This is a genomic window from Streptomyces sp. NPDC026515, from assembly GCF_055567595.1.
In genome coordinates this window covers 358,640-381,232 of the sequence record NZ_JBVHQD010000007.1, presented here as the reverse complement: position 1 = coordinate 381,232, position 22,593 = coordinate 358,640, and the positions used below count along the sequence as shown (strand labels likewise).

The 22,593-nt window shown below is 71.9% G+C and carries 18 protein-coding genes; 11 read left to right on the top strand and 7 right to left on the bottom strand.

The window, feature by feature from the left end:
* Nucleotides 1-11: 11 nt before the first annotated feature.
* From ACZ4O3_RS17135 to ACZ4O3_RS17125, 3 genes are all read right to left on the bottom strand, one after another.
* Complete coding sequence (locus ACZ4O3_RS17135) at nt 12-638, bottom strand: TetR/AcrR family transcriptional regulator (RefSeq protein WP_362727090.1); 627 nt, start codon at nt 636-638, stop codon at nt 12-14.
* A gap of 62 nt (nt 639-700) precedes the next feature.
* Nucleotides 701-2,785: a YhgE/Pip family protein gene (locus ACZ4O3_RS17130; protein ID WP_467722752.1), complete on the bottom strand. Its 2,085-nt coding sequence runs from the start codon at nt 2,783-2,785 to the stop codon at nt 701-703.
* Nucleotides 2,757-3,527 (bottom strand): ATP-binding cassette domain-containing protein, encoded by a 771-nt coding sequence (locus tag ACZ4O3_RS17125; protein WP_467722750.1) that lies wholly within the window; start codon nt 3,525-3,527, stop codon nt 2,757-2,759. Before ACZ4O3_RS17125 ends, ACZ4O3_RS17130 begins: the two co-directional genes overlap by 29 nt.
* Before the next feature lie 191 nt (nt 3,528-3,718).
* Here ACZ4O3_RS17125 and ACZ4O3_RS17120 point away from each other — a divergent pair, with 191 nt between their 5' ends.
* The 3 genes from ACZ4O3_RS17120 (at nt 3,719) to ACZ4O3_RS17110 (ending at nt 5,902) form a co-directional block, all read left to right on the top strand.
* Nucleotides 3,719-4,282, top strand: a complete 564-nt coding sequence (locus ACZ4O3_RS17120; protein ID WP_467722748.1) for an SAV_6107 family HEPN domain-containing protein — start codon at nt 3,719-3,721, stop codon at nt 4,280-4,282.
* A 182-nt stretch (nt 4,283-4,464) separates the two neighbouring features.
* A complete protein-coding gene (locus ACZ4O3_RS17115; RefSeq protein ID WP_467722746.1) occupies nt 4,465-5,235 on the top strand; it encodes a methyltransferase in 771 nt (256 codons plus the stop codon).
* 277 nt (nt 5,236-5,512) lie between these two features.
* On the top strand, nt 5,513-5,902 hold the full coding sequence (locus ACZ4O3_RS17110) for a DUF3040 domain-containing protein (RefSeq protein WP_384989607.1): 390 nt from the start codon (nt 5,513-5,515) through the stop codon (nt 5,900-5,902).
* A gap of 140 nt (nt 5,903-6,042) precedes the next feature.
* Here ACZ4O3_RS17110 and ACZ4O3_RS17105 read toward each other — a convergent pair whose 3' ends face one another.
* The 4 genes from ACZ4O3_RS17105 to ACZ4O3_RS17090 form a co-directional block, all read right to left on the bottom strand.
* On the bottom strand, nt 6,043-8,427 hold the full coding sequence (locus ACZ4O3_RS17105) for a transglutaminase TgpA family protein (RefSeq protein ID WP_467722744.1): 2,385 nt from the start codon (nt 8,425-8,427) through the stop codon (nt 6,043-6,045).
* Nucleotides 8,427-9,773: a DUF58 domain-containing protein gene (locus ACZ4O3_RS17100; RefSeq protein ID WP_467722742.1), complete on the bottom strand. Its 1,347-nt coding sequence runs from the start codon at nt 9,771-9,773 to the stop codon at nt 8,427-8,429. Before ACZ4O3_RS17100 ends, ACZ4O3_RS17105 begins: the two co-directional genes overlap by 1 nt.
* Entirely contained in the window at nt 9,773-10,813 is a 1,041-nt protein-coding gene (locus ACZ4O3_RS17095) for an AAA family ATPase (protein ID WP_362728731.1), read from the bottom strand. The genes ACZ4O3_RS17100 and ACZ4O3_RS17095 overlap by 1 nt, the downstream gene beginning before the upstream one ends.
* 263 nt (nt 10,814-11,076) lie before the next feature.
* On the bottom strand, nt 11,077-11,625 hold the full coding sequence (locus tag ACZ4O3_RS17090) for a beta-class carbonic anhydrase (RefSeq protein ID WP_384989600.1): 549 nt from the start codon (nt 11,623-11,625) through the stop codon (nt 11,077-11,079).
* Nucleotides 11,626-11,984: 359 nt separating this feature from the next.
* On the opposite strand from ACZ4O3_RS17090, the gene rsmH reads away from it, so the two are divergent.
* The 8 genes from rsmH to ftsW all read left to right on the top strand — a co-directional run bounded on the left by rsmH (nt 11,985) and on the right by ftsW (nt 22,587).
* The gene (gene rsmH, locus ACZ4O3_RS17085; protein WP_362728735.1) at nt 11,985-12,989 is read left to right on the top strand and encodes a 16S rRNA (cytosine(1402)-N(4))-methyltransferase RsmH; all 1,005 of its coding nucleotides are present in this window, start codon (nt 11,985-11,987) and stop codon (nt 12,987-12,989) included.
* A 42-nt stretch (nt 12,990-13,031) separates the two neighbouring features.
* Nucleotides 13,032-13,568, top strand: coding sequence for a cell division protein FtsL (gene ftsL, locus ACZ4O3_RS17080; protein WP_467722740.1), 537 nt, complete (start codon nt 13,032-13,034; stop codon nt 13,566-13,568).
* Between the two features lie 5 nt (nt 13,569-13,573).
* Entirely contained in the window at nt 13,574-15,559 is a 1,986-nt protein-coding gene (locus ACZ4O3_RS17075) for a peptidoglycan D,D-transpeptidase FtsI family protein (RefSeq protein WP_362731068.1), read from the top strand.
* 177 nt (nt 15,560-15,736) lie between these two features.
* Nucleotides 15,737-17,263, top strand: a complete 1,527-nt coding sequence (locus ACZ4O3_RS17070; protein WP_467722738.1) for a UDP-N-acetylmuramoyl-L-alanyl-D-glutamate--2,6-diaminopimelate ligase — start codon at nt 15,737-15,739, stop codon at nt 17,261-17,263.
* A 4-nt stretch (nt 17,264-17,267) separates the two neighbouring features.
* Nucleotides 17,268-18,695, top strand: coding sequence for a UDP-N-acetylmuramoyl-tripeptide--D-alanyl-D-alanine ligase (locus tag ACZ4O3_RS17065; RefSeq protein ID WP_362728428.1), 1,428 nt, complete (start codon nt 17,268-17,270; stop codon nt 18,693-18,695).
* Nucleotides 18,695-19,765, top strand: a complete 1,071-nt coding sequence (mraY, locus tag ACZ4O3_RS17060; protein WP_362728432.1) for a phospho-N-acetylmuramoyl-pentapeptide-transferase — start codon at nt 18,695-18,697, stop codon at nt 19,763-19,765. Before ACZ4O3_RS17065 ends, mraY begins: the two co-directional genes overlap by 1 nt.
* Nucleotides 19,747-21,165 (top strand): UDP-N-acetylmuramoyl-L-alanine--D-glutamate ligase, encoded by a 1,419-nt coding sequence (murD, locus tag ACZ4O3_RS17055; protein WP_467722736.1) that lies wholly within the window; start codon nt 19,747-19,749, stop codon nt 21,163-21,165. Before mraY ends, murD begins: the two co-directional genes overlap by 19 nt.
* A gap of 66 nt (nt 21,166-21,231) precedes the next feature.
* Nucleotides 21,232-22,587, top strand: a complete 1,356-nt coding sequence (gene ftsW, locus ACZ4O3_RS17050; protein ID WP_362721483.1) for a putative lipid II flippase FtsW — start codon at nt 21,232-21,234, stop codon at nt 22,585-22,587.
* The last annotated feature ends 6 nt before the right edge of the window (nt 22,588-22,593 follow it).

Genomic DNA, 22,593 nt, shown 5'->3' with positions numbered 1-22,593 from the left:
CCCGGAAGGGCTCAGCCCCTCCCGCTCACCCGTCCCTGCAGCAGCCGGGACAGGGCCGAGTGGACGTCGTCCAGGGAGCGCTCCGGCTGGAAGGACTTCCAGTCCAGCGCGGCCACCAGCACCATGCCGACCAGCGCGGCCGCCGTCAGCTGGACGTCGATCTCGTCGCTGAACTCGCCGTTGTCGACGCCTTCGCGCAGCACGCCCTCGACGACCGCGACCGCCTGCTGCCGGACCACCATCAGCGTCGACTGCCAGGCCCGGTTGGTGCGCCACAGCTCGGCCACGTAGAGCTGGGTGAAGGCCGGGTAGCGGTCGATGAAGACCAGACCCGCGCGGACCATGGCGTCCAGGGCGTCCACCCGGCTGCCGCCCTCCCGCGCGGTCCGCTCGGCGGCCTCCTTCAAGGAGGCGGTGAGCAGGCCCACACCGTGCCGCAGCAGTTCCTCGAAGAGGACCGACTTGCTCGCGAAGTTGTAGTAGACCGTGCCCTTCGCGACCCCGGCACGCTCGGCGATCTCGTCCACGGTGGTGGCCGAGAAGCCCTGCTCGGCGATGAGGGTGACGGCCGCCTCGTAGAGCTTCTGCCGGGTGGCTTCACGGCGCGTGCTGCCGCCCGTGGTGCTGCTGCTTTCCATGGTCCCGATTCTCACAGGAACGGGGGCTCCGGCGGACACCGACGACGCGGACACGGATCTCCTCACAGGGTCAGCTCAGGGTGCAGCCGGTCCAGCGTCCACACCTGGCGGCGCCGTGCGGACAGGGCGGTGAGCGCGAGGGCGCCCGCCGTGAACGCCGTCAGGACGGCACAGGCCTGCCACACCGGGCCCAGCCCGCCGCCGGTGATCAGCCGCCGCAGGCCCGCCACGACGTAGCTCATCGGCAGGAACGGATGGATCGCGTTGAAGAAGCCCGGGCTGGTCTGCACGGGATAGGTGCCGCCCGCCGAGGTCAGCTGGAGCATCAGCAGGGCCAGCACCAGGATCCGGCCCGCCGCCCCGAAGCGCGCGTTCAGCCACTGCACGATCGCGGCGAAGCAGGCCGTCACCAGGAACAGGAACCCGACCGTCCCGGCCGCGCGGACCATCTGCAGACCGATCGCCCAGTGCAGTACGGCCATCAGGGCGGCCGTCTGCAGCACCCCGACCGCGACCACCGGCAGCCAGCCCGCCAGCGCGATCCGCCAGGGCGCCGAACCCGCCGCCAGGGCGCGCCGGTTGAGCGGCTGGATCAGCATGTAGGCCACCATCGCGCCGACCCACAGGGACAGCGGGATGAAGTACGGGGCGAACCCGGTGCCGTAGTTGGGCGCCTTGTGCAGGTCCTTGGAGGCGAGCTGGACCGGGTCGGCCATCACCTGGGTGCGCCGGTCGCGGTCCCGCTTGCCGTAGTCGGGGATCTGTGACGCGCCGTCGTGCAGCCCGCCGGCGAGCCTGCCGGAGCCGTCGGCGAGCTTGTACATCCCGCCGTTGAGGTCCTGGGCGCCGGTCTCCAGCCTGCCCACGCCCGTGTCCAGGCCGGTCGCGCCGGTCAGTGCCGTGCCGAGACCGGTGTGCAGCCGCGCGGCGCCGGCGGCGACCCGGGCCGCGCCGTCGTTCAGCTTGTTGATCTTCTTGACGGCGTCGGCGACGTCCTCGGAGAGGTGCGGGGCCCGGTCGGCGAGGGCCTCGGCCTGCCGCTGCAGGGTGCCGAGCCGGGTGTCGAGCGTCTTGAGGTCGCCGTGCTGGTCCGCGATCAGGGTGTCGAGGTCGTCGGCGACGGCGGCCACGTCGTCGGCCGCGTCCCTGGCCTTCTTCAGGTCGGGGCAGACGGGATCGTCGAGCAGCCCGGCCGGGCAGCGCGCCCGGTAGACCTCGTCCAGCGTGTCGGCGGCCGTGTGCGCGCCCTTCGCGGCCACGGGGGCGGCCCTCACCAGGACGCCCAGGTTGTCGCGGACGGTCCGCGCCGAGTCGGCGACCAGTCGCGCCGTGTCGCCGATGGTCTTCTCGTTCTTCTCGAGATACGGGCCCACCTTGCCGTAGACCCCGTTGACCTGGTCCGCGAGGGTCTGGGTGCCGTCCGCGACCTGCCGGGAGCCGTCCGTGAGCGTCCCCGCGCCCGTGTCCAGCTTCCCGATCCCCTTGGCCAGCTTCCCGCTGCCGGTCTTGGCGTCCTCCAGCCCGTCGGCGAGGTCCCTGGACCCCTTCTCGGCCTTCCCGATGCCACCGGTGAGCGTGTCGGCGCCCTCGGCGGCCTTCACGGTCTGCCCGTGGATGCCGGCGAACGAGATGAAGATGCGGTCCAGGAAGGACCGGGACGTCTTGGCGGACGCGGCCGAGCGCACCTCGTTGAAGACCGTTCGGGAGATCTGGCCGACGATGTAGTTGTTCGCGTCGTTCGTACGCACCTGGAGCGCACCGGTCTGCGGGGAGTCGCCGGCGCTGGAGGCGATGCGCGAGCTGAGGTCGGCGGGCATGGTCAGCGACAGGTAGTAGGTGCCGTTCTCGACGCCCTGGCGCGCCTCGGACGCGCTCACCCGGTGCCACTCGAACGTCCGGCTGTCCTTCAGCCCGTCGACGATGTCGTCGCCCGCGGTGATCTTCCTGCCGTCGGCGTCTGCCCCCCTGTCGTCGTTGACGAGCGCCACCGGGATGCGGTCCAGCCGCCCGTACGGATCCCAGAACGACCACAGATAGAGCGCGCCGTACAGCAGCGGCAGCACCAGCAGGGCCACCAGGGCCGCGCGGGGCAGCCTCCCCCGTGCGAAGCGCCTGAGCTCAAGCGCGGCCAGTCGTGGCGAGCGCATCGCCGGCCTCCTCCCCGGTACCGGAGCCTTCCGGCGTTGCGGTCTCGTCTTCCCGGGCGGTCCCGGTGCGCACCACGACGGCGCCCTCCAGCCACTCCCCGCCCACCGCGACCACGGTGGTGCCGGCCTCGGCGATCGAGGCCAACAGGGCCCCCACCTTCGTCCGTTCGGCCGCCGGCAGCTTCAGGTCCGCGTCGTCCACGGCCAGCAGTCGCGGCCGGCCGACCAGCGCCAGCGCCACCGACAGGCGCAGCGCCTCGATCCGCTCCAGATCCCGTACGACGGTCCGGGCGCCCCTGGGCAGCGAATCCAGGTCGAGCCCGGCGGCGGCCACGGCGTCGTCGATCAGCTGCTCCGCCCGCGCGGTCCGCTCGCCCCGCGGCCGCACCAGATCACGCAGCGAGTCGCCGAACCGGCGCTGCAGCAGGGCCCGTTCCCGCAGGTGCTCGCCGACGGTGAGGGCCGGTTCGAGGTCGGTGACCCCGGCGACGTTGGCCACCGCGCTGATCCGGCGGACGGCCGCCGGATGCCTGGGCAGCCGGGCCTCGCCGACCGTCGCGGTGCCCTCGGTGGCCCTCATCCGTCCGGTGAGCGCGAGCAGCAGACAGGTGCGGCCGGAGCCGGACGGTCCCTCCACCGCGATCAGTGCGCCGGGCCCGGCGTCCAGGGAGATCCCCTGGAACGCCCAGCCGCGCGGGCCCTCGAGCCCGAGCCGCTCGGCCGTGACAGGTACGCCGTGCACAGGTTCCCCCTGCCTCGCGAAGTGGTGTCGCCCACCAATTTTTGAACTGACTGGTCAGTGCAAAAATAGACCCGAACCTACGCTCGAAGCAAAACCGCAGGTCAGAACGGATTGTCAGTGCCATACCGCACGATGGGCACATACGGCACCCCGAGTAATGGAGCCGTCACCCAGACGACAGGAGGTTCGTCATGGCCAACTCCTCAGCGGCCGCCGCCCACCGGCGCCGCGCCACCGGCCCTGCCCCCTCACTGACCGGCCCGGCGAGCGACGTGCACCCCGTGCTCCGCCGGGCCACGGCCCCGCCTGCCGCCCTCGACCTGCTCACCCAGGCCCGCGCCGCCCTCGACGAGGCCGCGCTCCTGGACACCCCCAACGAGCGCTACGCGACCGCGCATCTGGCCGCCCTGCGCACGGCCGCCGCCGTGCTCGCCGCCCGCGCCCGGCCCGAGACCTCGCCCCGGCGCCGGGCCCGTATCCGCAGCGCCTGGGAGGTGCTGCCCGAGGTGGCGCCCGAGCTCACCGAGTGGAGCGCCCTGTTCGCCTCCGGCGCCGGCCGCCGTGCCCGCGCCGAGGCCGGCATCCAGGGCGCGGCGGGCCGCCGCGACGCCGACGACCTGATACGGGACGTCGAGATGTTCCTCCGCATCGTCGAGCGGATGCTGATCCTCCAGCCGGTGCTGCCGCAGCCGGGCCGGCAGGACGGCGAGCGGCCGGACGGCACCCCGGACAGAGGGCTGCCCGACGCGGGGTGACCAGCAAGGCAGGCGTCCGGCGCGGGAGGGCCGGGGCGGGAGGCCGGGGGCCGTGGGGAGGCGGCGGAGGCAATAGGGTGGAGAGCGCCTGAAGCCTTCCTTCCTCCCGCGCTCCGGGCCGGGAAGGCACCGAGTTCGCGCCGCCGGGCAACAGGCGGTGCCGCGCCGAGGAGTCAACTGCCGTGCCGGACCCCACACGACCCCGCGCTTCTCTCCGTACCGCCGTGGTCTGGGAGGTCCTCCAGGACGCCCTCGACCGCCGGGTCAAGGCCACCGGCCGGGAGGCGCTGGACGTCCTCGACACCGGCGGCGGCAGCGGCAACTTCGCCGTGCCCCTCGCCCGCCTCGGCCACCGGGTCACCGTCGTCGACCCCAGCCCGAACGCGCTGTTCGCGCTGGAGCGCCGCGCCGCCGAGGCCGGCGTCGCGGACCGGGTCAAGGGCGTCCAGGGCGATGTCCTCGGCCTGTTCGACGTGGTCGGGCGCGGCGGCCACGACGTGGTGCTCTGCCACGGCGTCCTGGAGTACGTCGACGACCCGGCCGAGGGCGTGCGCAACACGGTGGCCGCGCTGCGCTCCGAGGGCGTCCTCAGTCTGCTCGCCGCCGGGCTCGGCGGCGCCGTGCTCGCGCGGGCCCTCGCCGGGCACTTCAAGGAGGCCCGGCAGGCTCTCGACGACCCGGACGGCCGCTGGGGCAGCGGCGACCCCATGCCGCGCCGTTTCACCGCAGAGCAGCTCACCGGCCTGGTCCAGGGCGCGGGCCTGGCCGTCGCCGCCGTGCACGGCGTGCGGGTCTTCGCCGACCTGGTGCCCGGCGTCCTGGTGGACACCGAGCCCGGCGCGCTCGACGCGCTGCTCAAGCTGGAGGCCGCGGCGGCCGAGCTTCCGGCGTTCCACGCCGTCGCCACCCAGCTCCATGTGCTCGGCGAGACTCCGGGTGCGGCCGGGGCCTGAGATTCTCCTGAGACGACCCCGCTGATCAGGGACTCGGCAGCGGATGGAGTACGCCACAGGCCCCCCGATCGAGGGGTTTGCGCCGTATGATCGAGGGAGACCGCTCGGCATGACGGGTCGGCCGCCGGGGAATGGAAGCCTCAGCGAGCCGGACCGGCCATGGCGGGTTCCGGTTGGCCAATTGGCCTAGAGGGGCGGGTTTCACGGGGGCGATTCCCTGCCTATCCTGAAGGGACCCCCCGGGTCGCCCCGGCGACTGCACGATGAGGAGGACGCCGTGCCGCTCTCGGAGCACGAGCAGCGAATGCTTGAGCAGATGGAGCGAGCGCTGTACGCCGAAGACCCCAAGTTCGCGACAGCGCTTGAGGGAAGCGGGCTGCGGTCGTACACCCGGCGACGGGTCTACCAGGCGGCCGCCGGCTTCCTCGTGGGTATCGCGCTCCTCATGGCCGGAATGGTCGCAAAGCAGATCTGGGTCAGCGTGGTGGGCTTCCTCGTCATGCTGGGCTGCGCGGTCCTCGCCGTCACCGGCTGGCGCAAGGCTCCCAAGCCCGGCGAGCAGCCCGCGGGAGGCCAGCAGGCCCGCCGCCAGGTCCGCCCGAAGCGGTCCATGATGGACCGCATCGAGGAGCGCTGGCAGCGCCGCCGCGACGAGCAGGGCCAGTAGGACTTCGCCGAACAGGCGGAACAGCAGAGCAGAGCGTGACTGAGGGGTGACCGCCACCGGGTGATCACCCCTCAGCCATGTCCGCACGTCGTGCCCGCACGGTTGTGCGGGCACGACCGTGGCCGGGGGCCTGCCGCCGGTCAGCCTTGCTGTTCCGACGGCTTGCCCGGAGCCGGCCGGGCCGTCGCGACCCGGTCCCGCAGCCGTGCCCACCCGGCCGACGCCGCCCACAGCACCCGCACCGCCGACCGCGGCACGAACAGCGCCCGCAGCCGGGTGGGCACGCCGACCGTGCCGTTGAGCGCGACCGTCACCCGGCGGACGTCGTCCGAGAGGCCCGCCGTCGGCCGCGGCCGCGGCGCGTACAGCACCTGTTCGACCGCGTCCGCGACCCGGTGCACCGAGGCGGCCGCGACCGGGTCGAGCCCGCCCAGCCGGACGATCCGGGCGGCCGTGCCGCGCGGGCTCTGCGAGTCGTCCGGCGGGACGCCGAAGTCCCAGGCCATGTCGATCAGTTCCTGCCAGACCGCCAGCGTGTGCGCCGCCACACCATCGGGGGTACGGTCGTAGGCCCCGAGCCGGTGGGCACGCATCCGCTGCCGGTAGAGCATCGGCGACAGCGGCACCGCCAGCACGGCGAGTCCGGCGAGCGCCCACAGCGCCAGCTGCCACCACGGCGGCCCGCCGTCGCCCCGCTGCACCGCGCCCGCCGCCGACGGGCTCGCGCACAGGTCCTGCTTGCGCAGCTGGGCCGAGCAGCTCTCGCTCGCCGAGGCCGAGGCCGACGGCGCCGCCGAGGCGTTCTTGGAGGGCAGCGCCTCGTCCGGCACCGAGGAACCGGGCGTGTCCGAAAGGGTGTAGGACGGCGTGGTGCCCCGCGTCGGGGTCGGCTCGAACCGGGTCCAGCCCACGCCCTCGAAGTACAGTTCCGGCCAGGCGTGCGCGTCCTTCAGCCCCACCGAGACCGTGCCGTCGGCCTGCGGGGTGCCGGGCGCGAAGCCCACCGCGACCCGGGCCGGGATACCCAGCGTGCGGGCCATCGCCGCCATCGCGAAGGAGAAGTGCACGCAGAAACCGCGCTTCTGTTTCAGGAAGTTCGCGATCGCGCCCTCGCCCCGGCCGACCTGCACCTGGGTGTCGTACTGGAAGCCGCCGTTGACCGCGAAGTAGTCCTGGAGCTTGACCGCCTCCTCGTAGTGGTTCGCCGAGCCCGCGGTGACCTCCCGCGCCGTCTGCGCCACCACCGACGGCAGCGAGGACGGCACCTTGGTGTAGTCCTTCTTCATGGCCGCCGAGGGCTCCGGCGCCGCGGCCAGCTGATCCGCCGTCGGCTGCACGTCGAGGCTGGTGACCTGGTAGGTCTCACCGCGGGTGTTCTGCCCGTGGTCGCCGACCAGGGTCATCCCGACGGGCTCGTAGCGCCAGGAGCCGGCGATCTTCACTGCGCTGGGCGGGTACGGCATCGGCAGCCAGTCCTGGGCGTACCAGTCGGCGGCCGAGATGGTGGTCCGCACCGTCGCCCGCTTGACGTCGCCGCCCAGGCCGGCCGGGGTCGGGAAGGTGTCCGGAACGCCGGTGATGTGCCGCTGGGCCGGCTTCCAGGTGGTGCCGTCGAACTCGTCCAGGGAGACGATCCGCAGATACAGGTCGGAGACGTCGGCGGTGCCGGTCCGTACGGACAGCACCTGGCGGTCCTCGTCCACGTTGAGGCTGTCGCGCAGCGACACCAGGGGGTTGACCGCGGAGATCGTGCCGCCGTTCCCGTTGCCCACGCCCACGCCGTTCCCGGTGCCGTCCAGCAGGCCGCCCTGGATCGAGGGCATCACGAACGGCACGAAGAGGGCGACGCTCAGCACCGCGAAGCCGATCCGGCGTCCGGTCCGCACCGGGGCCACGGCACCGCTGTCCTGGCCGCCCGGGGTGCGCGAGACACCGCCGAACACCCGGCCCCACTGGGAGAGCCGGTTCCGGCCCTCGGCGAGCAGCAACAGCAGGTAGCCGGCCGCCGCCACCAGGAACCAGAGCCAGTCGGTCGGCCCGTCGGACAGGCCCGCCGCCACCGAGTACAGCGCGAGCAGCGGCAGCCCCGCCGGGGCCGCGCTGCGGTAGGTCACCGCGAGGGTGTCCACGATCAGCCCGACGATCAGCACCCCGCCGATCACCATCAGCCGGATGCCGTCCGACAGCGGAGCGGGTATCGCGTACCGGCTGATGTCGTCGGAGCCCTGCTGGAGCAGGCCGGCGAAGTAGCGGAAGGTGTCCGGGCCGGGGACCAGCCCGGCGATCGCGTGGCCCCGGGCGAAGACCAGGGTCAGCATCAACAGGGTGACCAGGGCCTGCGCGGCCACGGTCAGCGGCCGGGCCAGCGGGACCCGCCGCGCGGCCGCGCCCACGCCGGTCTGGACGGCCACCAGGAACGCGGCCTGGAACAGCCAGGTCATCGGGGAGACCAGGGGCAGCAGGGCACAGGAGGCCATCAGCGTCGCCGCCGCCGCGGTGAGGGCCAGGCGGGCCCGTCCGCTCATCACCGGTCCTCCCCGGCCGCCGCGGCCACCGAAAGGCGCTCCCGGTCGGCCTGCCGCCACAGCTCGGCCAGTGGCGCACCGCGCGCCACGCCGATTGCCGTCCAGCCGGCCTCGCGCAGCATCCGCAGCCGCTCCTCGTGCGCGTTGCCCGGCGCGGGCACGTCGGTGGGCTCCCGCACCCAGGTGTCCGGGTCCAGGACGAAGGCGACCGCACCGGCGCTGCGCCGGCGCATCTTGGCCGCCACCGCCGCCTGTTCCTCGTCGAGATCGCCCAGGAAGGCGACGAGGAGCCCCTCGTTCCCGCCGCGCAGGACGTCGTAGGCCCGGGACAGGCCGGTGCCGTCGGAGTGGTCGACCACGGCCAGGGTGTCCATCATCTGGCCTGCCGCGTCCGCCGAGTCCTGTCCGGTGCCCGCGAAACCGTCGGCGCCCTCGCCGGGTACCGCGCTGCCGGTGTCCGTCAACAGCCGGACCGAGAAGCCGCGTTCGAGCATGTGGACCAGGACCGAGGCGGCGCCGGAGACCGCCCATTCGAACGCCGAGTCGGGGCCCGCGCCCTCGTAGGCGATGCCCCTGGTGTCCAGCAGCACCGTGCAGCGGGCGCGCTGAGGCTGTTCCTCGCGGCGCACCATCAGCTCGCCGTAGCGGGCGGTGGAGCGCCAGTGCACCCGGCGCAGGTCGTCGCCGTACCGGTAGCCGCGGGGGATCACGTCGTCCTCGCCGGCCAGGGCCAGCGAGCGCTGCCGCCCGTCGCCGTACCCCTTCGCCTCGCCGCTGAGCCGGATCGGCGAGAGCGGCTCCACCTTGGGGATGACGGTCAGGGTGTCGAACGTGGAGAAGGAACGGGTCAGCTCGCACATCCCGAACGGGTCGGTCAGGCGCAGCTGGAGCGGGCCCAGCGGATAGCGGCCGCGCAGGTCCGAGCGGACCCGGTAGGAGACCTCCCGGCGGCCGCCCGGCTCGACCCGGTCCAGGACGAAACGCGGGCGCGGGCCGAGGACGTAGGGCACCCGGTCCTGGAGCATCAGCAGACCCGTGGGCAGCCGCGAGACGTTGTCCATCCGCAGGTGGACGCGGGCCTCGCTGCCGGCCGGTACCCGCGAGGGGGAGAGCCGGCGGCTGCCGGCCACCCGGTAGCGGGTGCGGTAGAGGACGGCCGCGCAGAGCAGCGGCAGCGCGGCGAGCAGCAGCCCGACCCGGCGCAGATCGCTCTGGCCGAGGATGTACGCGCAGATCACCGCCGCGACGCCGGCCGCCAGGAAGGAGCGGCCGCGGGTGGTCAGCCCGGACAGGGCCGTGCGGACGCCGCCGGACTCCTCGCGGTCGGCCTCCGCCGGGGCGCTCATCACAGACTCCGCGGGGGCTGCTGGGGATAGGCGGGCACGCCCCGGCCCGGACCGCCGAAGCCGCTCTGCTGCCGGGGAGCCGAGGGCACCGGGGTCTGCTGCAGGATCTCCTGGACGACCTGCTCCGCGGTGCGCCGGTTGAGCTGGGCCTGCGCGGTGGGCAGCAGCCGGTGGGCGAGGACCGCCACGGCGAGTGCCTGTACGTCGTCGGGCAGCGCGTACTCCCGGCCGCTCAGGGCCGCGGACGCCTTCGCCGCGCGCAGCAGGTGCAGCGTCGCGCGCGGGGAGGCGCCGAGCCTGAGGTCGGGGTGGGTGCGGGTGGCGGAGACCAGGTCCACCGCGTACCGCCGGACCGTATCGGCGACGTGGACGCCCCGCACGGTCTCGACGAGTTTCACGACGTCGTGCGCGTGCGCCACCGGCTGGAGGTCCTCCAGCGGGTTCGCCCCGCCGTGGATGTCGAGCATCTGCAACTCGGCCTCCGCGCTCGGGTAGCCCACCGAGACACGGGCCATGAAACGGTCGCGCTGGGCCTCAGGCAGCGGATAGGTGCCCTCCATCTCGACCGGGTTCTGGGTGGCCACCACCATGAACGGGCTGGGCAGTTCGTAGGTCTGCCCGTCGATGGTGACCTGCCGCTCCTCCATCGACTCCAGCAGTGCGGACTGGGTCTTCGGCGAGGCGCGGTTGATCTCGTCGCCGATCACGATCTGGGCGAAGATGGCGCCCGGTTTGAACTCGAAGTCCCGGCGCTGCTGGTCCCAGATGGACACGCCGGTGATGTCCGACGGCAGCAGGTCGGGCGTGAACTGGATGCGTCGCACCGAACAGTCGATGGACCGCGCCAGGGCCTTCGCCAGCATCGTCTTGCCGACACCCGGGACGTCCTCGATCAAAAGGTGTCCCTCGGCCAGCAGGACGGTCAGCGAAAGCCGTACGACCTCCGGCTTGCCCTCGATCACGCTCTCCACCGAACTGCGGACCCGCTCCACAGTGGCGGTCAGATCAGTAAGGCTCGCTCGATCGTCATAGGTCGTCACCCGGCCCTCCTCGGCCCCTTATTGCCCGGGCCGGCGCTCTGTCAGCGGAACCGGCCCACCCCGAAACACGGACACCACGCGTGAATGGTTCCGCGTGACGTCTCACACCGCATTCTTGCTGCCGTTACCGATTCGTGTCACTCGCCTGTGGACAACTGCCCGCACTATGTCGGTCCTACGACCTTTCGGCCGTGTATTCGACAGCGTCCGGACAGGGTACGGCGGCGGCTTTCGGGGCGGGCGGTCCGTCGGAGCCGGTGGGCTCAGGCGGGGTCGACCTCGCGGAGCAGACCGGTGCGGACGTCGAAGACGAAGCCGCGTACGTCGTCGGTGTGCAGCATGAACGGCGAGGTGCGCACCCGCTGCATGGACTGGCGTACGTCCTGGTCGACGTCACGGAAGGACTCCACCGCCCACGCCGGGCGCTGGCCCACCTCCATCTCCAGCTCGGAGCGGAAGTCCTCGGTGAGGGCCTCCAGGCCGCAGCCCGTGTGGTGGATGAGGACCACGCTGCGGGTGCCGAGCTTGCGCTGGCTGATGGTCAGGGAACGGATCACGTCGTCGGTGACCACACCGCCGGCGTTGCGGATGGTGTGGCAGTCGCCGAGCTGCAGGCCGAGTGCCTTGTGCAGGTCGATACGGGCGTCCATACAGGACACCACGGCCACGTGCAGCACGGGCCGCGCGTCCATGCCGGGGTCGGTGAAGGCGGATGCATAGGTCCGGTTGGCGTCGATCAGGCGGTCCGTCACGGTGCCTCGGTCCGTTATGGCGCCTTCGGATCCAGTGGGAGCTGCTGCGGAAGTCGTCATAGACACGACGTTACTGGTCACGGCCGTTCAGAGCCTGCTGTGAGAGGGCACAAAGAACGTCATCGTGGCTTGTTGTGAGCTAACCCACACGGAGGGCAAACCAGGGCCGGACGGGTGATTCAGGTCCGATCCCGGCGCCCGCCACCCTGCCGTACGCGCCGTGCAGGCCGGTTGATTGACCGGGCGACACGGTGGACTAAAGTGACGCGAAGCGGGAGGCGAGGCCCTCCCCGCTGGTGAAATCCCCTGGAGACCCCGGCACGGCGCCCGGACCGTCTCCCCACGTGCGCGGCGCGCGTACCGAGCGGGCGGGGACCCGGCGGTGCGTATCTCCCGCGCGGACCTGAGAGGCCCCCAGAATGCAAGGGCGCGAAGCGCTTCCGAACAACGGCGGTGGCGGGCGGCAGGAGGGTGGCAGCCGACACGTCCCGGTGATGCTCCAGCGGTGCCTGGATCTGCTGGCACCCGCCCTGGACGCGCCGGGCAGCGTGGTCGTCGACTGCACTCTCGGCCTCGGCGGCCACAGCGAGGCGCTGCTGACCCGCTTCCCCGAGGTCCGTCTGGTCGCCCTGGACCGTGACAAGGAGGCCCTGCGCCTGTCGGGGGATCGTCTGGCCCCCTTCGGTGACCGCGCCACCCTGGTGCACGCCGTCTACGACGAGCTGCCCGGTGTACTCGAGCGCCTCGGCATCGCGCGCGTGCAGGGCGTCCTGTTCGACCTCGGCGTCTCCTCCATGCAGCTCGACGAGGCCGACCGCGGCTTCGCCTACGCCCAGGACGCGCCCCTCGACATGCGCATGGACCAGACGACCGGCATCAGCGCCGCCGAGGTCCTCAACACCTACCCGGCCGGTGACCTGGTGCGCATCCTGTTCGCGTACGGCGAGGAGAAGCAGGCCAAGCGGATCGTCTCGGCCGTCGTCCGGGAGCGCGAGAAGGAGCCGTTCAGCAACAGTGCCCGGCTCGTCGAACTGATCCGTGACTCCCTGCCGCAGGCCGCCAAGCGCACCGGCGGCAACCCCGCCAAGCGCACCTTCCAGGCGCTGCGCATCGAGGTCAACGGCGAACTGGCCGTGCTGGAAAGGGCGATCCCGGCCGCGGTGCAGGCTCTCGCGGTCGGCGGCCGGATCGCCGTACTGTCGTACCACTCGCTCGAAGACCGCCTCGTCAAGCAGGTGTTCGCGGCCGGTGCCGCCACCACCGCGCCGCCCGGGCTGCCGGTCGTGCCCGAGCAGTACCAGCCCCGGCTCAAGCTGCTCACCCGCGGTGCCGAACTTCCCACCGAGGAAGAGGTCGCCGAGAACCGCCGGGCCGCGCCCGCGCGTCTTCGAGGAGCCCAGCGCATCAGGGAGTCCATTGAATGAGCGGCGTGAGCACGCTGGGTTTCCGGACCCACCGGAGGACACGTGAGTAGGAAGCCCGAGCTGAAGGGGCGGGCCGCCCGGCTCGCCCGGCTCTTCCCGGTCGGCCGGGCCAACCAGGCCGCCCGCACCCCTTTCGTCCTGCTGGTCGTCCTGCTGCTGGGCAGCGGCCTGATCGGCCTGCTGGTGCTGAACTCGGCGCTCAGCGAGGGCTCGTTCAAACTCGACGACCTGCAGAAGCAGACCAAGAGCCTCACCGACGAGGAACAGGCCCTGCAGCGGGACATCGACGCCTACTCCGCCCCCGACGCCCTCCAGCGCCGGGCCCGCGAACTCGGCATGGTCCCCGGCGGCGACCCGGCCTTCCTCGGTTCCGACGGCACCGTCAAGGGCGTCCCCAGCACCGCCGCGCTCCGCGCGACCAGCCAGCCGCCCGCCCCCGAGGCCATCGGTACGCCGTCCGCCGCCGGGCCGCCGCCCGCCGCCTCCGCTCCGGTGACCGCACAGGCCTCCCCGCCGGTGACGACCCCGGCGCCGGGCCTCACGCCCGTGACGACCCCGACCACGACCCCCGGCAGGTGACGGACGTGCCAGACACTTCTGGAGAGAGGCAGGCGCCGCGCCGCCGTGTGCCCGGCCCCGCCGGTCCGCCCCGCCCCCGGGAGCCCCGGGGCGCGGTCCGGCGCGGGCCCGGCCCCGGCGCCCGCCCGGTCCGCCGCCCGGGCGCGCCCCGCCCCCCGGCCCAGCGCCCGCTGCGGCTCGGCAGCCCCCGGCCCCGGCTGCGCATGGTCGGCTTCGCCCTGACCCTGGTGCTGCTGATCTTCGTCGGGCGGCTGCTCCAGGTACAGGCCGTCGACGCCAGCGCGTACGCCGCGAAGGCCGAGCAGAACCGGTACGTCGTGCACACCCTGGCCGCCGAGCGCGGCGGGATCACCGACCGCAACGGCGTGGCGCTGGCGATCAGCGAGGACGCCTACGACATCACCGCCGACCCCACGATGTTCACCAGCAAGCAGCTCAAGGTGAACGACGGCCCCGAGCAGGCCGCCGCGCTGCTCGCCCCGATCCTCGGCAAGGACCAGGCCGACCTCGTCAAGCTGCTGCGGCCCGGGAACCGGGAACTGCGCTACGTCCGGCTCGCCGCCCGGCAGACCCCGCAGGTCTGGAAGCAGATCAAGGACCTGAAGACCGCGCTCACCAACAAGGCCGAGACCGGCGGCGGCTCGGCCAACGTGCTCGCCGGTGTCTTCGCCGACCCCAGCAGCCAGCGGGTGTACCCGAACGGCGACCTGGCCGCCGGGATACTGGGCTGGGTCAACGCGGACGGCAAGGGCGGCGGCGGTGTCGAGCAGCAGCTCGACAAGGCGCTGACCGGCAAGGACGGCAAGATCCGCTATGCCCAGTCCGGTGGGCGTGAGGTGCCCACCGCGGGCTCCACGGAGACCCCGGCCGTGGCCGGCTCGGACGTGGAGCTGACCATCGACCGGGACATCCAGTGGGCGGCGCAGAACGCCATCACCGAGCAGGTCAAGAAGTCCCGGGCGGACCGCGGCTACGTGGTCGTCCAGGACACCAGGACCGGGCAGATCCTGGCGATGGCGAACTCGCCCGGCTTCGACCCGAACGACCTGTCGACGGCCGACGCCGCCGCCATGGGCAACGCGGCCCTGCAGGACGCCTACGAGCCCGGCTCCACCGCCAAGGTGATGTCGATGGCGGCCGTCCTGGAGGAGAACGCGGCCACCCCGCTCACCCACGTGGTGGTGCCCAACCGGCTGCACCGCGGCGACCGCCTCTTCAAGGACGACGTCGACCACGACACCTGGTACCTCACGCTCAACGGCGTGCTCGCCAAGTCCAGCAACATCGGCACCATCCTCGCCACCGGCCAGCTCGGCAAGACCCAGAAGCAGGCCAACCAGGTCCTCTACTCGTATCTGCGGAAGTTCGGCATCGGCGGCTACACCGGGCTCGGCTTCCCCGGCGAGACCCGGGGCATCCTGGCCGCCCCGGCCAAGTGGTCCACCTCGCAGCAGTACACGATCCCTTTCGGCCAGGGCTTCTCCATCAACGCCATGCAGGCGGCCTCCGTCTATTCGACCATCGCCAACGGCGGAGTCCGGGTGGAGCCGACCCTGGTGCGCGGCTCCAAGGGCGCCGACGGCCGCTTCGCGCCGGCCGCGCAGCCCAAGAAGACCCGCGTGGTCAGTGCGAAGACGGCCGGCACGCTCGCCCAGATGCTGGAGTCCGTCGTGGACGACGAACAGGGCACCGGCGCCAAGGCGGCCATCCCCGGCTACAACGTCGCGGGCAAGACCGGGACCGCCAACCGAGTGGATCCGGCCACCGGCAGATACCACGGCTACACCTCCTCGTTCGCCGGCTTCGCGCCCGCGGACAAGCCCCGCATCACCGTCTACTGCGCCATCCAGAACGCCACCGCCGGCAGCTACTTCGGCGGCCAGATCTGCGGCCCGATCTACAAGCAGGTGATGGAGTTCGCCCTCAAGACCCTGCAGATCCCGCCGACCGGCGCCAAGGCGGCGAAGCTGCCCGTCGACTACAAGCCCTGATCAGCGCCTCAGCTTTTCGGAAAGACCACCAGGAACGAGCCCGTGACAACGATCACCCCCGATCCCGGGAACCACCGGGCCCCAGAGCCCTCACTTCGCTCCGGAGCGGGTGCGCCCGGTACGCTCACCGCCGTGCCACACGCTGATCAGTCCCAAACCACCCAGAAGGGCGCTTCCGTGACATATCCGGGGCCGCCCAGGCCGGTTCAGGTCTCCGCAACACCCCTCGCGGAGCTCGCCGATCAGCTGGGCGCCGCAGTCCCGGACACCGCGGACACAGTGGAGGTCACGGGCATCACCCATGACTCGCGCGCCGTCCGCCCCGGCGACGTGTACGCCGCCCTGCCCGGCGCCCGGCTGCACGGCGCCGACTTCGTCGCCCAGGCCGCCGGTCTCGGCGCGGTCGCCGTGCTGACCGACCCGACGGGCGCCGAACGCGCCGCCGCGACCGGCCTGCCGGTCCTGGTCGCCGACGACCCGCGCGCGCGGATGGGCGAACTCGCCGCCACCATCTACGGTCACCCCGGCCGCGACCTGCTCCAGATCGGCATCACCGGCACCTCCGGCAAGACCACCACGGCCTACCTGGTCGAGGGCGGTCTGAGGAGCACCCGCAGCACCGGACTCATCGGTACCGTCGAGATGCGCATCGGCGACGAGCGCATCAAGTCGGAGCGCACCACCCCCGAGGCCACCGACCTGCAGGCCCTGTTCGCCGTCATGCGCGAACGCGGCGTCGAGGCGGTCGCCATGGAGGTCTCCAGCCACGCCCTGGTCCTCGGCCGGGTCGACGGCTGTGTCTTCGACATCGCCGTCTTCACCAACCTCAGCCCGGAACACATGGAGTTCCACTCCGGCATGGAGGACTACTACCGGGCCAAGGCGCAGCTCTTCACCCCGAGGCGCAGCAAACGGGGCGTGGTCAACGTCGACGACGAGTACGGCCGCAGACTCGCCCGCGAGGCCGGCGTCCCGGTCGTCACCTACTCCGCCGAGGGCCACCCCGACGCCGACTGGCGGGCCGCGGACGTCCACATCGGTCCGATGGACTCGACGTTCACCGTCCTTGGACCCGAGGGCGTCGAGGTCGCCGCCAAGTCGCCGCTGCCGGGCCCCTTCAACGTGGCCAACACGCTCGCCGCGATCGTCGCCCTGGCCGCCGCGGGCCTCGACCCGCAGACCGCCGCCGACGGCATCGCCGCCGTCCCGGGCGTCCCGGGCCGCCTGGAGCGGGTGGACGCCGGACAGGCCTATCTCGCGGTCGTCGACTACGCGCACAAGACGGACGCCGTCGAATCGGTCCTCAAGGCGCTGCGCAAGGTCACCAAGGGCCGGCTGCACATCGTCCTCGGCTGCGGCGGCGACCGCGACACGACCAAGCGGGCCCCGATGGGCGCCGCGGCGGCCCGGCTCGCCGACACGGCCGTACTGACGTCGGACAACCCCCGCTCCGAGGACCCGCTCGCCATCCTCGCGACCATGCTGGAGGGCGCCGCCACCGTGCCCGCCCACGAGCGCGGTGAGGTGCTCCTCTTCGAGGAACGGGCCGCCGCGATCGCCGCGGCCGTGGCCCGCGCCCACCCCGGCGACACCGTGCTGGTCGCCGGCAAGGGCCACGAGCAGGGCCAGGACATCGCCGGCGTGATCCGTCCCTTCGACGACCGCCAGGTGCTTCGCGAAGCTATCCAGAAGACCCAGGGATGAACTTGTGATCGCCCTCTCCCTCGCCGAGATCGCTGCAGTCGTCGGCGGGCAGACGCACGACATACCGGATCCGTCCGTCCAGGTCACCGGGGAGGTCGTCCGGGACTCCCGCGAGGCGGGCCCCGGCAGCCTGTTCGCCGCCTTCGTGGGCGAGCGTGTGGACGGCCACGACTTCGCCGCCCAGGTCGTCGCACAGGGCGCGGTCGCCGTGCTGGCGTCGCGCCCCGTCGGCGTGCCCGCGATCGTCGTGGACGACGTCCAGACCGCCCTCGGCGCCCTCGCCCGCCATGTCGTACGGCGGCTCGGCGCGACCCTGGTGGCTCTCACCGGCTCGGCCGGCAAGACCAGCACCAAGGACCTCATCGCCCAGGTGCTGCGCACCAAGGCACCGACCGTGTTCACGCCGGGCTCGCTCAACAACGAGATCGGGCTGCCGCTGACCGCCCTGTCCGCCACCGAGGAGACGAAGTTCCTGGTGCTGGAGATGGGCGCCAGAGGCATCGGCCACATCCGCTACCTCGCGGACCTGACGCCCCCGAGGATCGGGCTCGTCCTGAACGTCGGCACCGCCCACATCGGCGAGTTCGGCGGCCGTGAGCAGATCGCCCAGGCGAAGGGCGAGTTGGTGGAGGCCCTGCCGCCGGCCGAGGAGGGCGGCACCGCGATCCTCAACGCGGACGACCCCCTGGTGCGGGCCATGGCATCCCGTACCAAGGCGAAGGTGGTCCTTTTCGGAGAGTCGGCCGAAGCGGACGTACGCGCCGAGAACGTACGACTCACGGACACGGGACAGCCCGCGTTCAGCCTTCACACACCCTCCGGTGCAAGCGATGTGACCATGCGCCTGTACGGTGAGCACCACGTGTCGAACGCGCTCGCCGCGGCCGCCGTCGCCCATGAGCTGGGCATGTCCGCGGAAGAGATCGCCACCGCGCTCTCCGAGGCTGGCTCCCTCTCCCGCTGGCGTATGGAGGTCACCGAGCGCCCGGACGGCGTGACCATCGTCAACGACGCCTACAACGCCAACCCCGAGTCCATGCGAGCCGCGCTGCGCGCGCTCGCGGCCATGGGCACAGCCTCACAGGCAAAGGGGGGACGCACGTGGGCGGTGCTCGGCAAGATGGCCGAGCTCGGGGACGAGGCGCTCGCCGAGCACGACGCGGTCGGACGGCTCGCCGTCCGGCTCAATGTCGGCAAGCTCGTCGCGGTCGGGGGAGTAGAAGCCTCCTGGCTGCAACTGGGCGCATATAACGAGGGTTCGTGGGGTGAGGAGTCGGTGCACGTGTCCGACGCACAGGCGGCGGTCGACCTGTTGCGCAGCGAGTTGCGCCCGGGGGACGTCGTCCTCGTGAAGGCGTCACGGTCGGTGGGCCTGGAGAGCGTTGCCCAGGCGCTCCTCCAGAGCGGTACCGAGGGTGTTGATGCCCGATGATGAAGCAGATCCTGTTCTCGGGTGTCATCGGTCTCTTCCTGACGCTGATCGGCACTCCGCTGCTGATCAAGCTCCTCGCGCGCAAGGGCTACGGCCAGTACATCCGTGACGACGGCCCGCGCGAGCACGCCAGCAAGCGCGGTACGCCGACGATGGGCGGTATCGCCTTCATCCTGTCGACGGTCGCCGCCTACTTCCTGTCCAAGGTGATCACCGGCTACACCCCGACCTACTCGGGTCTGCTGGTGCTCGGCCTGATGTGCGGGATGGGCCTGGTCGGCTTCCTGGACGACTACATCAAGATCGTCAAGCGGCGTTCGCTGGGCCTTCGGGCCAAGGCGAAGATGGCCGGCCAGCTGATCGTCGGCATCGGATTCGCGGTACTGTCACTGCAGTTCGCCGACGCCCGCGGCAACACGCCGGCCTCCACCAAGCTGTCGTTCATCACGGACTTCGGCTGGTCCATCGGCCCGGTGCTGTTCGTGGTCTGGGCGCTGTTCATGATCCTGGCGATGTCGAACGGCGTGAACCTGACCGACGGTCTGGACGGTCTGGCCACCGGCGCCTCCGTGCTCGTCTTCGGCGCCTACACCTTTATCGGCGTCTGGCAGTTCCAGGAGTCCTGCGCCAACGCGCAGACGCTCACCAACCCGGCCGCCTGCTACGAGGTCCGCGATCCGCTCGACCTCGCGGTCATCGCCTCCGCGCTGATGGGTTCCTGCCTCGGCTTCCTGTGGTGGAACACCTCGCCGGCCAAGATCTTCATGGGCGACACCGGTTCACTCGCGCTCGGCGGTGTCCTCACGGGTCTGGCGATCCTCTCCCGGACCGAGCTGCTCGTGGCCATCATGGGCGGTCTGTTCGTCCTCATCACCATGTCGGTCGTCATCCAGGTCGGCTCCTTCCGGCTCACCGGCAGGCGCGTCTTCCGGATGGCGCCCCTCCAGCACCACTTCGAACTCAAGGGCTGGTCCGAAGTCCTCGTGGTGGTCCGCTTCTGGATCATCCAGGGCATCTGTGTGATTGTCGGACTCGGGCTCTTCTACGCAGGATGGGCAGCGGACAAGTGACCGACTGGCAGGGCAAGCACGTCACCGTCGCCGGGCTCGGCGTCTCCGGTGTCCCGGCGGCCAGGGTGCTGCACGCGCGCGGGGCGATCGTCACGGTCGTCAACGACGGCGACGACGCACGCGCGCGTGAACAGGCCGCCGAACTGGAGGCCCTGGGCGTCACGGTACGGCTCGGTGACGGCGCCACCCTGCCCGAGGGCACCGAGCTGATCGTCACCGCGCCCGGCTGGAAGCCGGACAAGCCGCTGTTCACGGCGGCCCGCGCGGCCGGCATCGAGATCTGGGGCGACGTCGAACTCGCCTGGCGGCTCCGGGGCCCCGGAGCCGCCCCCTGGCTGGCCGTCACCGGGACCAACGGCAAGACCTCCACCGTGCAGATGCTGGCGTCCATCCTGAAGGCCGCCGGCCTGCGCACGGCCGCTGTCGGCAACATCGGCGTCTCGCTGCTCGACGCGGTCCTCGGCGACGAGGAGTACGACGTCCTGGCGGTCGAGCTGTCCAGCTACCAGCTGCACTGGGCGCCTTCGCTGCGCGCCCACTCGGCGGCCGTGCTCAACCTCGCCCCCGACCACCTCGACTGGCACGGCTCCATGGAGGCGTACGCCGCCGACAAGGGCCGTATCTACGAGGGCAACCGGGTCGCGTGCGTCTACAACGTCGCCGACAAGCTCACCGAGGAACTGGTACGGGGGGCCGACGTCGAGGAGGGCTGCCGGGCCGTGGGCTTCACCCTCGGCACCCCCGGGCCTTCCCAACTCGGCGTCGTGGACGGCATCCTGGTGGACCGCGCCTTCGTCGAGAACCGGCAGAAGAACGCCCAGGAGCTCGCCGAGGTCTCCGACGTCAACCCGCCGGTCCCGCACAACATCGCCAACGCCCTTGCCGCGGCGGCCCTCGCGCGCGCCTTCGGGGTGCCCGCCACGGCCGTACGGGACGGGCTGCGCAACTTCACCCCGGACGCCCACCGCATCGCGTACGTGGCCGACGTGGACGGGGTCGCCTACATCGACGACTCCAAGGCGACCAACACGCACGCGGCGGAAGCCTCGTTGGCGTCATATGAGTCGATCGTATGGATTGCGGGCGGTCTGGCGAAGGGCGCGACCTTCGACGAACTGGTCGCCAGGTCGGCGAAGCGGCTCCGCGGGGTGGTGCTGATCGGCGCCGATCGCGCCCTCATCCGGGAGGCCCTCGCGCGACACGCGCCGGAAGTACCCGTCGTCGACCTCGACCGGACCGACACTGGGGCGATGCTCGCGGCGGTCCAGGAGGCGCGGCGACTGGCGGTCGAGGGCGACACCGTGCTCCTCGCTCCCGCCTGTGCCTCCATGGACATGTTCGCCAACTACAACAAGCGCGGTGACGCGTTCGCTCAGGCTGTTCGCGAACTCGGCGCCTGACCCGGCCGCCAGCCGGGCGACCTTGGGAGGGACGCGTGGGACGGTCGACGTTCAGCGGAGGCGTTGATGCCCGGTAGCCGCACCGGCCGCCCGCCCGTACAGCGAGCGGTCCGCAGGCCCGCCGCTCCCCGCACGGCGCGCGACAATCCGCTGCGGCGGCTCCACACGCGTCTGCACCGGGCCTGGGACCGGCCGCTGACGGCGTACTACCTGATCCTCGGCGGCAGCCTGCTGATCATCGTGCTGGGTCTGGTGATGGTCTACTCGGCCTCCCAGATCACCGCGCTGCAGATGTCGCTGCCGGGTTCGTTCTTCTTCCGCAAACAGTTCCTGGCCGCCTGCATCGGGGGCGTGCTGCTGTTCCTGGCGTCCCGCATGCCGGTGAAACTGCACCGTGCGCTCGCCTACCCGATCCTCGCCGGCGCCGTCTTCCTGATGGCTCTGGTGCAGGTCCCCGGGATAGGGATGTCGGTCAACGGCAACCAGAACTGGATCTCCCTGGGCGGCTCCTTCCAGATCCAGCCCAGTGAGTTCGGCAAGCTCGCCCTGGTGCTGTGGGGCGCCGACCTGATGGCGCGCAAACAGGAGAAGCGGCTGCTGACCCAGTGGAAGCACATGCTGGTGCCGCTGGTCCCGGTCAGCTTCCTGCTGCTCGGTCTGATCATGCTCGGCGGCGACATGGGTACGGCGATCATCCTGACCGCGATCCTGTTCGGCCTGCTGTGGCTGGCGGGGGCGCCGACCCGGTTGTTCGCCGGGGTGCTGTCGATCGCCGGCGTGCTCGGTGTGATCCTCATCAAGACCAGCCCCAACCGGATGGCCCGGCTCGCCTGCATCGGTGCCACCGAGCCCAAGACCGGCGTCGCCGACTGCTGGCAGGCGGTTCATGGCATCTACGCCCTGGCCTCCGGCGGTCTCTTCGGATCCGGGCTCGGTGCCAGCGTGGAGAAATGGGGCCAACTACCCGAAGCCCACACCGACTTCATCTTCGCCGTCACCGGTGAGGAACTGGGCCTGGCGGGGACGCTGTCGGTACTGGCCCTCTTCGCGGCTCTAGGCTATGCGGGTATCCGCGTGGCCGGACGCACGGAGGACCCCTTCGTGAGGTATGCCGCGGGAGGTGTGACCACCTGGATCACCGCACAGGCGGTGATCAACATCGGTGCGGTGCTCGGTCTGCTGCCGATCGCCGGCGTCCCCCTTCCGCTGTTCTCCTACGGAGGCTCCGCCCTGCTGCCGACCATGTTCGCCATCGGGCTGCTGATCGCCTTCGCGCGCGACGAGCCCGCTGCGCGGGCGGCGCTTGCGCGGCGGCAGCCTCGCTTTGGTAGAAAGCGGGGGGCCGGGAGTCCTGCGGGGCCTCGGAGATGGAACACGATGCGACGGCGCGCCTCGGTGGCGCGCCCGTCCGGAGAGCGGTGAATTTCG

Excerpts from the sequence above, each read along its gene's own strand:
- ACZ4O3_RS17135 (WP_362727090.1), bottom strand. The coding sequence starts at position 638 with ATGGAAAGCAGCAGCACCACGGGCGGCAGCACGCGCCGTGAAGCCACC.
- ACZ4O3_RS17130 (WP_467722752.1), bottom strand. The coding sequence starts at position 2,785 with ATGCGCTCGCCACGACTGGCCGCGCTTGAGCTCAGGCGCTTCGCACGG.
- ACZ4O3_RS17120 (WP_467722748.1), top strand. The coding sequence starts at position 3,719 with ATGGCCAACTCCTCAGCGGCCGCCGCCCACCGGCGCCGCGCCACCGGC.
- ACZ4O3_RS17105 (WP_467722744.1), bottom strand. The coding sequence starts at position 8,427 with ATGAGCGGACGGGCCCGCCTGGCCCTCACCGCGGCGGCGGCGACGCTG.
- ACZ4O3_RS17100 (WP_467722742.1), bottom strand. The coding sequence starts at position 9,773 with ATGAGCGCCCCGGCGGAGGCCGACCGCGAGGAGTCCGGCGGCGTCCGC.
- ACZ4O3_RS17090 (WP_384989600.1), bottom strand. The coding sequence starts at position 11,625 with ATGACGACTTCCGCAGCAGCTCCCACTGGATCCGAAGGCGCCATAACG.
- rsmH (WP_362728735.1), top strand. The coding sequence starts at position 11,985 with ATGCAAGGGCGCGAAGCGCTTCCGAACAACGGCGGTGGCGGGCGGCAG.
- mraY (WP_362728432.1), top strand. The coding sequence starts at position 18,695 with ATGAAGCAGATCCTGTTCTCGGGTGTCATCGGTCTCTTCCTGACGCTG.
- murD (WP_467722736.1), top strand. The coding sequence starts at position 19,747 with ATGGGCAGCGGACAAGTGACCGACTGGCAGGGCAAGCACGTCACCGTC.
- ftsW (WP_362721483.1), top strand. The coding sequence starts at position 21,232 with ATGCCCGGTAGCCGCACCGGCCGCCCGCCCGTACAGCGAGCGGTCCGC.